13 protein-coding genes are annotated in these 15,291 nt (G+C 40.7%); 6 read left to right on the forward strand and 7 right to left on the reverse strand.

Translation table 11 applies throughout. From position 1 onward, the window contains the following. Positions 1-48 precede the first annotated feature (48 nt). Positions 49-1,182 carry an alanine dehydrogenase gene (ald, locus tag ACIQYG_RS08165; RefSeq protein ID WP_402836918.1) on the forward strand — a complete coding sequence of 378 codons (1,134 nt, stop codon included), beginning with the start codon at positions 49-51 and terminating at the stop codon, positions 1,180-1,182. A 276-nt stretch (positions 1,183-1,458) separates the two neighbouring features. On the opposite strand, the gene ACIQYG_RS08170 is transcribed toward ald, so the two are convergent. Both ACIQYG_RS08170 and proC read right to left on the reverse strand, forming a co-directional pair. Further along, complete coding sequence (locus ACIQYG_RS08170) at positions 1,459-1,722, reverse strand: FAD-binding oxidoreductase (RefSeq protein WP_402836920.1); 264 nt, start codon at positions 1,720-1,722, stop codon at positions 1,459-1,461. A gap of 144 nt (positions 1,723-1,866) precedes the next feature. After that, on the reverse strand, positions 1,867-2,673 hold the full coding sequence (gene proC / locus ACIQYG_RS08175; protein ID WP_402836922.1) for a pyrroline-5-carboxylate reductase: 807 nt from the start codon (positions 2,671-2,673) through the stop codon (positions 1,867-1,869). A gap of 280 nt (positions 2,674-2,953) precedes the next feature. Between proC and ACIQYG_RS08180 the strand changes: the two genes are divergently transcribed. The 3 genes from ACIQYG_RS08180 (at position 2,954) to ACIQYG_RS08190 (ending at position 7,177) form a co-directional block, all read left to right on the forward strand. After that, positions 2,954-4,519 carry an MDR family MFS transporter gene (locus ACIQYG_RS08180; RefSeq protein ID WP_402836924.1) on the forward strand — a complete coding sequence of 522 codons (1,566 nt, stop codon included), beginning with the start codon at positions 2,954-2,956 and terminating at the stop codon, positions 4,517-4,519. A gap of 116 nt (positions 4,520-4,635) precedes the next feature. Next, positions 4,636-5,268, forward strand: a complete 633-nt coding sequence (locus tag ACIQYG_RS08185; RefSeq protein ID WP_402836926.1) for a DNA-3-methyladenine glycosylase — start codon at positions 4,636-4,638, stop codon at positions 5,266-5,268. A gap of 736 nt (positions 5,269-6,004) precedes the next feature. Beyond that, positions 6,005-7,177: a C40 family peptidase gene (locus tag ACIQYG_RS08190; RefSeq protein ID WP_402836928.1), complete on the forward strand. Its 1,173-nt coding sequence runs from the start codon at positions 6,005-6,007 to the stop codon at positions 7,175-7,177. A gap of 164 nt (positions 7,178-7,341) precedes the next feature. On the opposite strand, the gene ACIQYG_RS08195 is transcribed toward ACIQYG_RS08190, so the two are convergent. Further along, a complete protein-coding gene (locus ACIQYG_RS08195) occupies positions 7,342-9,030 on the reverse strand; it encodes an alpha-keto acid decarboxylase family protein (RefSeq protein ID WP_402836930.1) in 1,689 nt (562 codons plus the stop codon). Between the two features lie 253 nt (positions 9,031-9,283). Here ACIQYG_RS08195 and ACIQYG_RS08200 point away from each other — a divergent pair, with 253 nt between their 5' ends. Then, positions 9,284-10,684, forward strand: coding sequence for a sigma-54 interaction domain-containing protein (locus ACIQYG_RS08200; protein WP_402836932.1), 1,401 nt, complete (start codon positions 9,284-9,286; stop codon positions 10,682-10,684). Positions 10,685-10,774: 90 nt separating this feature from the next. On the opposite strand, the gene cobT is transcribed toward ACIQYG_RS08200, so the two are convergent. The 4 genes from cobT to ACIQYG_RS08220 form a co-directional block, all read right to left on the reverse strand. Next, on the reverse strand, positions 10,775-11,821 hold the full coding sequence (gene cobT, locus ACIQYG_RS08205) for a nicotinate-nucleotide--dimethylbenzimidazole phosphoribosyltransferase (RefSeq protein WP_402836934.1): 1,047 nt from the start codon (positions 11,819-11,821) through the stop codon (positions 10,775-10,777). A 132-nt stretch (positions 11,822-11,953) separates the two neighbouring features. Beyond that, positions 11,954-12,499, reverse strand: a complete 546-nt coding sequence (gene lepB, locus ACIQYG_RS08210) for a signal peptidase I (protein ID WP_402836936.1) — start codon at positions 12,497-12,499, stop codon at positions 11,954-11,956. A 231-nt stretch (positions 12,500-12,730) separates the two neighbouring features. Continuing rightward, entirely contained in the window at positions 12,731-13,438 is a 708-nt protein-coding gene (locus ACIQYG_RS08215; RefSeq protein WP_402836938.1) for a nitroreductase family protein, read from the reverse strand. Between the two features lie 114 nt (positions 13,439-13,552). Next, on the reverse strand, positions 13,553-13,969 hold the full coding sequence (locus ACIQYG_RS08220) for an RrF2 family transcriptional regulator (RefSeq protein WP_053533915.1): 417 nt from the start codon (positions 13,967-13,969) through the stop codon (positions 13,553-13,555). A gap of 276 nt (positions 13,970-14,245) precedes the next feature. On the opposite strand from ACIQYG_RS08220, the gene ACIQYG_RS08225 reads away from it, so the two are divergent. After that, positions 14,246-15,214, forward strand: a complete 969-nt coding sequence (locus tag ACIQYG_RS08225; RefSeq protein WP_402836941.1) for a bile acid:sodium symporter family protein — start codon at positions 14,246-14,248, stop codon at positions 15,212-15,214. The last annotated feature ends 77 nt before the right edge of the window (positions 15,215-15,291 follow it).

A 15,291-nucleotide genomic window follows, 5' to 3' on the forward strand; every position in this document is an offset into this window, starting at 1 on the left:
ACTATACTTGTGATACAAATAGTAAAACATATTATTGGAGGGATTAAGATGAGAATAGGAATTCCAAAAGAGATTAAAAACAATGAAAATCGTGTAGCTATCACTCCAGCTGGGGTCGTAGCATTAGTCAATGCAGGACACGAAGTATTAATCGAAATGAACGCAGGTCTAGGAAGCAGTTTTACAAATGAAGCATATCAAGAAGCTGGTGCTGTAATAGTCGAGGACGCTGCTAGCGTTTGGGCAAGCACAGAAATGATCATGAAAGTAAAAGAACCTATCTCATCTGAATATAAATATTTCAGAAAAGATTTAATCCTTTTCACATATTTACATCTTGCGGCAGAACCGGCCCTAGCTCAGGCCCTAAAAGAAAGCGGTGTCTTGGCCATTGCTTATGAAACGGTTGCTGTAAACCGCACACTTCCTTTATTGACACCAATGAGTGAAGTTGCAGGACGCATGGCTGCACAAATCGGTGCTCAGTTCCTTGAAAAAAATAACGGCGGTAAAGGAATACTCTTAAGCGGAGTTCCTGGAGTCAAACGTGGTAAAGTCGCTGTAATCGGCGGAGGCATGGTTGGAACGAATGCTGCTAAAATCGCTATCGGATTAGGCGCGGATGTTACCATTCTTGACTTAAGCCCTGACCGCCTTCGTCAACTTGATGATATTTTCGGAAATGAACTGACTACACTCATCTCCAACCCTTATAATATTGCAGAAGCAGTCAAAGAAGCCGATTTAGTAATCGGTGCTGTATTGATTCCAGGTGCTAAAGCTCCTAAGCTAGTTACTGAAGAAATGGTTAAATCGATGTCTCCAGGTTCAGTCATTGTCGATGTTGCAATCGACCAAGGCGGTATCTTTGAAACTGTCGACCACATAACAACACATGATAACCCTACTTATGTTAAGCATGGAGTAGTGCATTATGCAGTAGCAAATATGCCAGGAGCAGTGCCTCAAACTTCTACAGTAGCTTTAACTAACGTAACAGTACCATTTGCACTTCAAATTGCAAACAAAGGTGCCATCAAAGCAATCCTTGAAAATGATGCACTTGCAAAAGGCGTCAATGTGGCGAACGGTGAAATCACTTTCGAAGCAGTTGCCACAGACCTTGGGTACAACTATGTAAGTGTTGAAAACGCTTTAAACCCCAATAACATTAACGCTTAATAAAAAATAAGACTCCAGACATAATCGTCTGGAGTCTTATTTTTTCCTGGTTTTAATATTCTTTCAACTAAAAACGATATCTGCGCATTTACGACTTAATATTACAAGGAAATATAGGTGCTGGCCTGGTTCTTCCTATCAATTTAAGGTTTTAACCACTTTGCGCATGGTCATTCAGCCACAGCTGGCTAAGAATATCTGTGTGTAAAAGACCTACTGGAAAAATAAGTAGGTCTTCTATTAAAGCTTGTTTTTAATACAAAAGTCACGATATACCTATTGTAATCTTTCCTTATGTATTTCCCGAATACAATGATGACTTATTATTCGGTCGTCTTCTTCTTTTTCTTGCGTTAACACCAGGGCGGTTTGGCGTGATGATGCATCTTGTCTTGATCCTAATCCAAAAGGAATGACTGGTATTCCATGTTCATTTGCATAACCCATGATTGCTCTTACTTCCGCAGTATCCCTTGGATATATCACCATATCCGGTAAATACGGAGTGTGATATGATTCATCATGGCTGTGCTGTTCCAATAAAGTTTCATTTACCGTGTTCTTCCGAAAGTATCTTCCTTCATTCTTCTATATAATCATTCGTTATGCTGCCCCATTTTTTACCAAACATTATGAAAATATTACACAAATGAGATTGCCCGCTAATAGGCAATCCATCTTTCTTCACTTACTGAAACCTTTCGTTTTATCCGTGCAGGCCTTCATTGCTTGTAGAATGCTGGATCTTAGCTGATTCTCTTCCAAAGCCGCTACCGCAGATATCGTTGATCCGCCCGGCGTGCAGACATCATCCTTTAAAGCAGCAGGATGTCTTTCCGTTTCCAGTACCATTTTAGCAGCTCCCATTACAGCTTGTGCTGCCATTCGGTATGCTTGTTTTCGTGGAATGCCATCACGGACCCCCCCATCAGCCAGCGCCTCGATGAACATATATACATAAGCAGGCGACGAACCGCTGATAGCCGGTACTGCGTCCATCAAATCTTCATGCAGGATTTCCGTTTTACCGAAACTATTCAGCAGTGCAGTCACATCCTCTATATCAGCATCGGTAATTTCATCATTAATGCACATGGCAGTCATGCCTTCACCGACAAGCGAAGGGGTGTTTGGCATCGTCCGGACAACCTTCACTCTTTTTTCGAAGCTGTTCTCAACTAGAGATACAGTGATTCCTGCTGCCATAGTAATGATCACAGCATCTTCTTTAACATGATTCTTCACTTCTTCAAGCACTTGCTTATGCATGGCAGGTTGGATCCCTAGAAAGAGAAAATCGGCAAAACCGGCAACCTCTTTATTATCCAAAGTACCTTTAACGTTATATTTCGTGGTGATTTTAGTTTTGGTCTCCGCACTCGCAGTACTGACTATGATCTCTTCAGGTGAAATGACCTCTGCAAGCAGCATGCCCTCAAGCATTGCCTCACCCATTTTGCCGCATCCAATAAAACCGATTTTTTTATTCATATCTTACACTTCCAATCATGGTTCATCTAGATTCCTTCTTATTATATCGGATATGGTATATGGAAACACGTTGGAGATATTAATCAGGAAGGATTTGGTGATTTCTGGTCGAATTACTTAAATAATATGAATGAATCTTTATATCCACCTTTACGCAATATAGTCATGTAATTGAATTCTTTTGCAAAAAACGTTGACTAATTGGTCATTAGAGATTTATAATTTTGACCTATTAGTCACAAACGAATAAGAAATACAGTTATAGAAATGGAGAAATGCTATGCAAATGGAAAAAAAAGCGGTCAATACCAAGCTTGTCTTAACAGGATTGATCATAGGAATGTTTTTCAGTTCATTGGAACAGACGATCGTCGGTACGGCCATGCCGACCATTATCGGGCAATTGAATGGTTTTACCATCTTTGCATGGGTAACGACTGCCTATTTAATAGCCTCAACGACTGTTGTACCCATTGTTGGAAAGCTATCTGATTTATATGGCAGGCGTTCCCTTTATCTGCTTGGCACAATCATATTTACGATCGGTTCGTTTTTATGTGCCACAGCCACTTCGATGGAGCAATTGATCATCTACAGGGGTCTGCAGGGAATCGGCGGCGGGATGATCATGCCTTTATCCCAAACGATCATCGGCGATATATTCTCTGCGGAACAAAGAGCCAAATGGCAGGGTGTATTCGGAGCCCTTTTTGGTTTAAGTTCTGTCATCGGCCCTTTTTTGGGCGGCCTGATCGTTGACCATATCAGCTGGCATTGGATCTTTTTGATCAATGTACCGACGGGCTTACTATCTGCCATTTTGATTTATGTAGGGTTGAAACATGAAGCGATAAGGAAAACTGAGAAAGTGAATATCGATTATCTAGGGATTTTCACCTTGATTCCTGGTATTGTCCTGTTATTGCTTGGCTTGACCTTCGGTGGTGATAAATTCGAATGGGTATCATTAGAATCTCTCTTGATTTTCGGCAGCACCATTGTCTTCATTGCCCTATTCATCATTTTTGAAAGAAGAGCAGTCGAACCTATCCTTGATTTATCCCTTTTTAAGAATAGAGTTTTTTCCACTACGAATATTTTGGGATTCCTGCTTGGCCTTGGCATGTTCGGAGCAATCATGTTCGTCCCGCTGTTCATGCAAGGCGTTTTGGGAGTTTCACCAACAAAAGCGGGTTCGACCATGACTCCGATGATGATCGGTATGATTCTTTCCAGCATCATTGGCGGTCGGTTACTTTTGAAATTCCGTTTTCGTACCGTGCTTACCTTTGGAATGGCCTTTGCGACGCTTGGCTTTTTCTTAATGAGTATGATGGACGGCAGTACGACTATATTCACTGCGTACTCATTCATGGCCATCCTTGGGATAGGCATGGGGCTTGTCATGCCGACATTGATGATTGCCGTTCAAAACGAATTTCCAAAATCGCAGCTAGGTTCGGTTACAGCTGCTTCGACATTCTTCCGGTCAATAGGGGGAACGATGGGCATCACGATTTTGAATGCTGTCATGAATCACAATCTCCAGCAAAATATGGATGATGCGGTCGTAAGCCAAAAGGACCCTATATTGCATGAGGCACTGAAGGCATTAGCCGATAAAACGGATACGTTATTCAACATCATGCTTTATCCTGAAAACCTTAAAATGCCCGCAGAAGTCAGCAATGTCCTTGTAAAAACGATAGAAAATGCCTGGATCGATGCATTCTCCAGTGTTTTCATCACCGGTATCTTTTTTGTTTCCGCGGGGATATTAGTGGCACTTTCCGTGGGTTCGGGCCGAATCAAAAGTGATCAAGAAACAGAAAAAGAATTAGGCTAAATATATGCTCGGGACCGGCTGATATAATCGGTCGGCCTTTTTCATCCCTTCAATCCTATGTTTCTTTTTCATTGATAAGGGAATTTTACCTATATGAGATTAAATGGGGTGATACTATGAAAAAGATAAACCATTCAATTTTGCCAGTTGATTTTTATCAGCAGCCCACGCTTGAACTGGCAAAATCCCTTCTTGGCTGCCTGATTGTAAAAGAAACAGCTGATGGAACCGCTTCTGGATTCATTGTTGAAACAGAGGCCTATATTGGTCCTGGGGACAGGGCCGCACATAGTTTTGGAAATAGACGGACAAAACGGACGGAAGTGATGTTCGGAAATTCCGGTTTGATATATACATACGTCATGCACACACATACACTGGTCAATGTCGTAAGCGGCGGACCTGAAAATCCGGAAGCCATTTTAATTCGGGCGATTGAACCCTATTCAGGGCTCGAGTTAATGCATGAAAGACGCGGAATTGCCGATATTCGTAAATGTACCGATGGACCAGGGAAGCTAACAAAGGCACTAGGCATCACCATGGATGATTATGGTCGATCTTTTACGGATCCACCGCTATATCTAGCTGCAGGAAAAAAGCCTGAACACATATCGAGCGGCCCCCGCGTCGGAATCGACAACTCCGGGGAAGCAAAAGATTACCCTTGGCGTTTCTGGGTTACCGACAATCCATTTATATCCCGTAAGAACGTAATTAATAAAAGGGTACCGAAAAAATCACCGTGATGTTATCCCCTCTAAGTGAACTGTGTAAATTCTGTGGATGATACACACCTTTGAGGGGATTTTACTATGTCCGTAAGCATTCCGATATATCAAAAAGTAGTGAATGAAAACTTCAGGAATATAGCTTAAGGCACTAGCCCAAAAGGGACGAGGCTTTATTTGAGGAAATACTTAATTTCTGCCAAACTAATTATTAAATTTCCCCAATAAAATCCAAAATCTATTTTTCCCTCCTATTACCCCGGTAATAATAAATTGACTTCCCTCCATTACAACCTACTATAGTTAAATCAGCAATATGGAAGGTGGTTATGATGAACGTTCAGTCCTATTTGTATAATGGAATCATCTAAATGTTTGTATGAAATCCGTATATTATCAGCCATTCAAGAAAACCATTCCCCTGCTCAAAGTAACATCACATAGTAAAATCGCTGAACCTGATGATCTCTAAGTTTATAGACAATATTAAAAAATCAAAACTCAAACTTCCATTTTATGAATTGCTCTTTTAAAGTTTAATGGTTATCCATTTTTTACGATAAATTTCAATATTTGGTCATCTTTCACTCTATGAATCCGCCCGATGTAACAGACTCCCATTTCCTGTAATAGAATAACCGAAAAATGACGAAAAAGTTGAATTTTATTTATATGGGTCATGTTTTTTATATTCCATACCTTTATAATATAAATGCTAGATATTTTTTTACCACATCAGGAGGAACTTTCCTAAATGAACAATTCTAAAAACTCTTTCATTCTTGCGGGGACCATTATAGGTACCCTAATCGCCGGCACTTCTGCTTATGCTGGTTCTTATCAAGTTAAATCAGGGGACACCCTAGATAAAATCTCTAAAGCCAATAATACAACTGTCCAACACTTAAAATCTCAAAACCATTTGACTAGTAACCTTATTTTTCCCGGCCAAGTCTTGAAATTTAATACTATTAACAACCGTACAGATAAAAATATAGATAAAACCGAAAAATATGTGGTTAAACTGGGGGATACTTTATCTAAAATCGCTAATAAATATAACCTTTCCCTTAGCGCCCTGCTTAAATTAAACACTAACATTTCTAATTCGGATCGCATTTATATCGGCCAAACCATCCGGGTTTCAGGAAAAGCCACTGGGTCCAGCTCTACGGCTAAAAACAGTTCAAATGCTACATATACAGTCAAATCCGGGGATACACTGGACAAAATTTCCAGAGTCAATAATATAACTGTCCAACAATTAAAGTCTATAAACCATTTAACTAGCACTCTTATTTTTCCCGGCCAGGTCTTGAAGGTTAATACCATTACCAGCAATCCGGATAAAGGTAAAAATACAACGGACGTTTATGTTGTTAAATTAGGGGATTCCTTATCAACAATCGCTAAAAGATATAACCTTTCCCTTAGTGCCTTACTTAAAATAAACCCTAACATTTCCAATTCAGATCGTATTCGTATAGGCCAAACCATCCGGGTTTCAGGAAAAGCCTCGGCATCTGCAATTAATAAACCGTCCAAATCCACCAAAGCGGATCAAGTTTTGGCAGCTGGCGCTAAATACATGGGAGCCAAGTATGTTTACGGTGCGAGCACAACACGTACTGATGTATTTGATTGCTCTTCATTCACATTAAGGGCATTCCAAAGTGCAGGTATTTCCTTGCCTCGAAATTCAGTGGCACAATCACACGTTGGTACAGTTGTATCTTCGAAAGCCCTGCAAAAAGGGGATTTAGTATTTTTCGATACCAATAATGATGGAGTAATCAATCATGTAGGAATTTATGCCGGTAACGGTCAAATGCTGAATGCTTCGACATCTAAAGGTGTTTCCTACGCTAACATTAACAATTCCTACTGGGGACCTAGCTTTGTGAAGGCAGTCCGAGTTCTTAACTAAATGACGATATGGCAATAAAAGATTGACGGCAAAAAAATAACTCTATAGGCCTTGATAAAAGAGCAAAAAAGCGCGTTTTGATACTATCATACACGCTTTTTTGCGTATCATAATGTCGCCAACTGGTGTTATGGCTAATAATCCTTCTTCCAGCATTCCTTTTGTTATTTCTTTAGTTTCTCTTGCTTTTCAAGATACTGCCTCATTTTTTGCAAATAAGCCGGTGCATCCATTTGATCTTTCACGACCAATTCTATAAGGCAAAGTTTATCGGCGTTCATTTCCTGAGCATTTGCAATGGCATCATCCAGTTCACCATTCGTCTCGACTCTTGCTGTATATACCTCTTTACCAAACGCTTCAGCCAGTTTTGTATAATCCCACTCTGGTATCTCGTTGTATTTCTGTTTTTCTATATCTACTTTTACGTTTAAGAATTTTTCTATCGTGTAGCCATTATTGTTGAGGATAAACACGATGGGCTTGCAGCCGTTCTCCAGCATCGAGCTTATTTCCTGTGCTGTCAGCTGTATCGAGCCGTCCCCTGTAAACAAAAGAACACGCCGGTTTCTATCCGCTATACAAGCACCGAAAGCTGCGGGCGTCGCATATCCAATGCTTTGCCAGCCTCCCTGAGCAATGTAGGTCACCCCTTTCGGCAATCTGACCTGTGACATGCCATAAGAGAATGTTCCTGTTTCCGTGACCACTATGTCCTTTTCCTTCAACATTTGCTGAATTCGAGGATAATAGGAAGTCGCTTTCAGCGGTGCTGAAGGGTCTTCCACAATTATTGTGCTATACGGAAACGAGATGTTTCCAACAGATTCGTTCTGCCGGTAGCCTATGTCCTGGAATTCATTTAGAATTTCCTCCGCTCTGACATTCATATAACTGGCTGCTCCCACTTTTACTGTGTCAGGTTGAATTTCCACCATTTTCAACGGGTTAAGCTTTGCTGTTCCTTTGGAAGTATTGACGTCGGACCAAACAGCACCAACGGCTATGATCAAATCCGCTTCTTCAACAGTCTGAGTTACATCCTTACTTCCGAAAGCTCCGCCGTATACACCAATATACTGGGGATGGCTCTCATCAAACCCGCTTTTGCCCTGCATTAATGAAGCAACTGGAACGTTTAACCTCTCAGCGAGCTGCAGTACGGGTTTCTGCAAGTTATAACGAAGTGTTTTCACGTCCACAAGCAGAACGGCTTTATTTACATGTTCTAACATGCCTTTTATGTGCTTCACTGCTGACTGCAAAGCATCGACATTCGTTTTGGTCATATTTTCTGATGTCTCACTGTGAGAAAGCACTGGTTTTTCAACGAGATCGATAGCCACTACCAAATAAACGGGCTTTTTCTTTTCTTTCGCGATTCTGATTGCAGCCGGTATCTCCCTAACTGCGTTTTCTGGTGTAAGAATTGCCGTATAACTGGTGATATGCTCATAAACCTTACGGAAAACATCAAAATCTCCATCCATTAACGTATGATGGGCAAGCTCCTTCTCCTGTTGCATCATGGACTTTGGCGAGCCTACAATATGGATGAGCGGCACATTTTCACTGTACGCTCCAGCGATTGCATTACATGCGCTCATTTCACCGACACCAAAGGTGGTGATGAGTGCCGACATGCCCCTTACCCGGGCATAAGCGTCCGCTGCGTATCCAGCATTGAGTTCATTTCGTCCATTAATAAACTCAATCCCATCGTAATCTTCCAAAGTATCTAGCAATGAGAAATTATAGTCTCCGGGCACACCAAAAATCTCTGTAATGCCTTCTGCTTTTAAGCAGTCGTATAAATATTGTCCCAAGGTTCTGTTTTCAGCCAAGTCAATCACTCCTTCATCGATTACTCTCTACTTTATTTATACCCAAACAGAAGTAGGTTAACCGTATATGTATCCATATACTTCAAGGTGGGTTGGCTCTATTACTCTAGTTTTAGCTTTGATGAATGAAGTGAGTTAGACTATCCCAGGCATGACTCTTATAAAAATGATTCAAATCCAAATCGAAATATCTGAAAATTCTTGATTTCAGCTCTGTTTTTGATTTATATTTGAATCACCGGAACAGTGGATAAGGGGGCAAATGATGAGTGAGAACAATGTGAAAAGAGTTTTGGAATGCATCATCAACACATCCAATAATAATATTACCGTGACTGATGAAAAAGGATTCATTTTATTCACGAATCCTAACCATTGGTGGATATATGGAATCGAACCAGAACATTATCTTGGAAAATCCGTTTATCAGCTCGAAACGGAAGGAATCCTTTCACCTTCGATATCCGCCATGGTATTGAAAGAGAAAACACCTATCCAGATCATGCAGCAAACGAAGACGGGAAAAATCGTCATGTCGACCGCTTATCCCATCTTTGATGAAGATGGTGAATTGATTCATGTCGTCAGCTATGCCCAAGATCAAACTGAAATCAGGAACCTCCAGGATCAGTACGGTCAATTGGAGAAAAAGATTCAAGAATACCAATCGGAGGTAGAGGAACTTAGGGAACAGGAGGAGCTGATCTATCGCAGCAAGGAAATGCGGCAAATCGCCAAAACAATCCACCGTGTTTCCAAAACGGATGCGACAGTCATGCTTCTTGGGGAATCCGGTGTGGGAAAGAGCGTATTCGCCCGGCGGCTGCACAATCAGAGTTACCGCAGCAAAGAGCCATTCATCGAAGTCAACTGCAGTACCATCCCAGAAAGCCTCTTTGAATCAGAAATGTTTGGATATGAAGCGGGATCCTTCACCGGAGCGCAGAAGCAGGGGAAGCAAGGGCTGATTGAACAAGCAGATAACGGAACCTTATTTCTGGATGAAATTGGGGAGCTTCCCCTGGATATGCAAGTGAAATTATTAAATGTCCTGCAAGAGAAGACCTTTAAAAGAGTGGGAGGAAAAAAAGAGCATAAGATAGATTTCCGGCTTGTAACGGCCACCAATCAAAACCTTGAGGAAATGGTGGAAAAGGGAACATTCAGGCTTGATTTATATTATCGCTTAAATGTGATTCCCATCCAAATACCGCCTTTACGAGAAAGAAAAGAAGATATTGCCATCTTAATCAATCATAATCTCGAAATCATCAACAAAAAATACAAGTCAGATAAGAAATTGCACCCTTCCACTTACGAAATACTGATTCAGCATAAATGGTCAGGAAACGTGCGTGAATTGGAAAACCTGATTGAACGGCTCATTTTGACCTCGGAAGACTCCATCATTTTCCCAGGCTTTCTCCCCTCCCATTTCCATGGACAAGAATCTTTGGAGAAAATAGATGACACCCTAATGATTGACAATATGATGGTTGATGATAGTGATCTCAATACCGCCCTCGAACAAGTCGAAAAATGGATGATGATGAAAGCGAGTAAACAATGCAAGTCCACATATGAAATGGCTAAATTCTTAGGTATCAGCCAGCCTTCTGTCGTCAGGAAAATGAAGAAATATAAAGATCATCTGCCCATTTAGTAACAGTGGGATGAAAGATTTCCAATACAGTATCCACCTTTTTTTAGCCTTTATAAATAGGAGACCAGCGTATCGAAGGTCTCCTATCGCTTACTTATTTGACACGCCTGCAGATTCAAATGTTGCCATTTCTTTAATGACCAATGTCGCTGCCTTAAGGATGGGGTATGACAGGGCTGCCCCTGTTCCTTCCCCGATTCTCATTCCCAGGTCGAGGATCGGCTCCTTGCCAAGCAGTTCTATGGCCGTTTCATGACCAGGTTCTGCAGATCGATGTCCAACAAACATATAATCGGCTGCACGTACGGAAATCAGGTTTGCCAATACGGCAGCCGTGGTTGTAATGAAACCATCAACAAGAATGGGTATACGGTTATTCGCTGCAGCAAGCATCGCCCCTGCCATACCTGCAATTTCGAATCCACCGATATTCATCAAAATATTTATTGGATCATCAGGATTAGGATTTCTTAATGAAATCGCTTCTTCAATTATTCTTCGCTTATGTAAAATGCCTTCTGACTTCAATCCTGTTCCCTGCCCCACTAGTGATTCGACGCTTTTCCCGCTTACGATGGAGATGATTGCGGTACTGGATGTCGTATTTCCGATTCCCATTTCACCAAGGATCAGGCAATTCACACCACGGGCAATCATTTTCTGTGCACGGTCATATCCAATTTCAAGCGCTTGATTTACTTCTTCCTTTGTCATCGCCTCTTCCTTATAAAAGTTTCTAGTTCCATTACGGACTTTTCTCGAAGTTAATCCCGGTGCTTCGATATCTGCATCGATCCCTATATCGACAATGTCCAAGTAAGCATCTATCGCACGGCTTAATACATTGATGGCAGCACCGTCATTCAGGAAATTAAGCGCCATTTGTTCCGTCACTTCTTTTGGATAAGCAGAAACCCCTTCTTCCGTAATTCCATGGTCGGCTGCAAACACGATCACCCCCGGTTTCGAAATGTCCGGAAATGCCTCCCCTGTCATCTTGGCCAGTTCGATTATCCATTCTTCAAGCCGTCCTAAGCTTCCCTGAGGAAGCGTCAGCGAATCGACATGGCCTTTAACCTGCCGTCCCATTTCTTCATCCAGTATCGGAATGGAGATGGCAGCTAACTCATTTGTCATATTAATAACCCCCACAATCCAAAATGAAAAACCTTAACCATAGGAAAAGGTTCTTATCCATCATCTGATATAACTACAACTTAGTCCATATAATTATCATCTAAGCTTTCACTTGAATTCACTGTGATCCTTTTACTTCGGCACTCCCATTTCATTTAATGGGTAGATACGAAATTTCACTTTGCCCACAAGTGATTTTTCAGAAATAAAACCAAATCTTCTTCCATCCCAACTATTCCTTCGATTATCCCCCATGACAAATAAATGACCGACAGGTACCTTGGATTTCCCAAGTAAATCACTTAGGGTGAAATTCTCCGTCAGATTTTCTTCAGGTGGAATTTCACCTTTTTTTGTTTTCAAATATGGTTCTGTATACTTTTTCCCATTGATATATAAGACATCATCTTTCATTGCGATGCTGTCCCCTGGTAAACCGATCACCCTTTTTATATAATTCTCTTCCGCGTCCGGAGCATAAAATACGACCATATCGAAGCGCTCCGGCTTTCCTATTTTAGCTACCACGATCCGGTCATCATTTTCATAAGTCGGCTCCATTGATTCACCTTTTACCGTGACTGGTGTAAATAAAAACTGTTGGCAAATGAACACGATCATTAGAGCGAATAAGATAGCTTTCAACCATGAAAACACTTCACTTTTCATATTCCTCATAAGAACTCCTTCCCAACGATAATGGCTGTATTTTGCCTAGCAGCACCAAAAATAATTCTTTAGCTTTAATTTGCCGGTCGGTGATTTTTAGAGGAGACATTCCAAAGAAATATCTGGAAAAATTGTAACATATTCATTTATCGCTTGCGAGATTAAATGATTCGTAGAGCCAATCTTAAACCATGAGAAAAAGGATAGCGATTTTAGCTATCCTTTTCCTTAGTTTGTTCTTCAGAATTTATTCCAAGTCAATATTGAGTCGAGTGGCAAACGGACTTTTTCAAATCCTGCTTTAGTTCCTTTTCCAAGGGAAATCAACATGACAGGTTTGAAGTTTTCCGGTACATTGAATGCTTCCACAAATTTGGCTTCATCGAACCCTCCCATTGGGACTGTATCGTATCCTTTTGCTTTTGCAGCTAACATGATCTGCATGGAAACCAAGCCACCGTCAATCATGGCTACGCTTAAAGCTTTTTCAGCGGAAAAGTTGCCGTAATTATGCAGAATAGAGGCTACATATGGCTCTTTGATTTCATTCTTCATGATCCCTTTATCGACTAATTCACCATAAATCCGTTCTGCATTTTTGTAACCTTCTATATCAGCTAAAACGGCAATGACAGCAGATGCATCGACGATTTGTTGTTGGTTATTTGCGATGGGAAGCAATTCTTGTTGGGTTTGTTTATCTTGAATCACAAGGAATCTCCATGGCTGTAAGTTGGAAGAAGACGGTGCTTGAATCGCAATCTCCAGGATTTCACGAATTTCCTCTTCAGTCATCACGTATTCAGCATCGTACTGGCGAACAGATCTCCTTTCTTTTGCTACCGTAATGAAATCCGTATCATTAAGGACTTTCGGCTTTTCAAGCGGTACATTCAATTCTTTCGATTTATTCAGGTACTCTTCTTTACTCATTATATTTTTTGTCATTTATAATGACCTCCATTTAACTGTAATTAATACAGGAACAGTATATAACGCATACTGTTCTTTTGTCAAATACAGTTTAAGAAAAACGAAACCATGTCAGTTTCGTTTTTCACATCAAGATTTTGATAGTAAATCAGCAATCGTCTTCTGCTCCAAGCCTTGTATAATCCAGCTCTCCATCTCGTTTTTCAAACCGCATAAAGCTTCTCGGGAAGATGGTTGAAAGCATTTTTTATCATTCACATCAAGAAAGCCCTTTGAAAAAGGTTCAGATTTAATTGCAGAGTATATATCTGCAAGAATGATTTGTTCGGGGTTCTTGGCAAGTGAATACCCCCCGTCTCTTCCTTCCTTCGCTTGAATCAGTCCTGCCTTCACTAAATTACTTAATATTTTTCTAAGAAAACCTGACTCCGAATCAAGCTTAACGGCCAATTTATTACTATTGCATAATCCATCATGATCAGCAAGAACAAGCAGGGCTTGTACTGCAAGACTAAACCACATTATACTGGAAACCTTTTCAGACATTTCTTTCACCTCTCCTCTACTTTAAACTATTTTTCAATGAATATACAACGCTGCATCGAACAATCCCGCCTAAAACCTCCTTTTAAAACAATCCATCAGGAAAAGTAAAAGAAAAGAAAGCCAAAAGAATGGATAAACAGGCAGCCCACTTGGCCTATTTTATATAGTCGTACATTAAATATTTTTAAAAATAAAATGACAAATTTCTTGTCTTACAAATTATATATTTTGAAGTATGGTAAACTTACTTAATAGAATGATTGAGGAAGTGGATGTATGATGTTGAAAACAATAAATGAACAACTCGATAAAGTCATGCCTCTCATCACGCCGATAAGCGTGGTTATTGGGGTATTACTGTCCGACCATCTAATGGATTACACCTTTCTTGTTCCATGGATATTTGCCTTCATTACATTTTCCGGAAGTTTAGGCTCTAACTTTAAATCTCTGCATCAGGCAGTAACCCACCCTTTACCTGTTTTCATCGTATTGATCATCCTTCATATGCTTATGCCTATTTGGGCTTTTGGCCTCGGCCATTTAGTGTTTCATGGCGATGATTTCACAATTACCGGCCTAGTCCTGGCTGTAGTGATTCCAACCGGTGTCACCAGTATGATCTGGGTATCTATTTATAATGGTAATGCCATACTTGCCCTGACCATCATCTTAATCGACACACTGCTCTCGCCATTCATCGTTCCTTACAGTGTTTCCCTTTTTGGCGGCGGTTCGATCGAAATGGATTTGGGGTCGATAGTGATAGGATTAATCGGAATGGTCGTTCTTCCCTCCATGCTTGCTATGTTCTTGAATCAGGCTACAAAAGGAAAGATACAATATACCCTATCCTCCCAATTAGCCCCATTTTCCAAGATAAGCGTTGGAATCGTAGTCATATTGAATAGTTCAAAAATTGGGCCTTACTTAACCCATTTTGATAAGAAAATAATGATCATGGCCTTATTGGTATTGTTTATTGCTGCTTCAGGTTATGCCCTTTCTTGGATGGTCGGTGCATGTTTAAGATGGGAAAAGGCGGATATCATCACCTTGACATTTACTGGCGGTATGCGAAACATCAGTGCAGGAGCCGTTCTTGCAACCACCTATTTCCCTGCTGCCGTCGCGGTACCCGTTGTACTTGGCATGCTGTTTCAACAAATGCTTGCCTCCTTTTTTGGCTATGTCATGGAAAAGCATTTTCATCGTGATGTGATTGAAGGGTCATCCGCCGAATGATTATTTCCCAAGCATCCTTTTTCCCTTTCATTTATATTCCAATTATAATAGGTAAGTGGAACTCATTTACATGATTA

This window comes from Peribacillus sp. NPDC096622, assembly GCF_044762665.1.
GTDB classification, from domain to species: Bacteria; Bacillota; Bacilli; order Bacillales; family DSM-1321; genus Peribacillus; species Peribacillus frigoritolerans_B.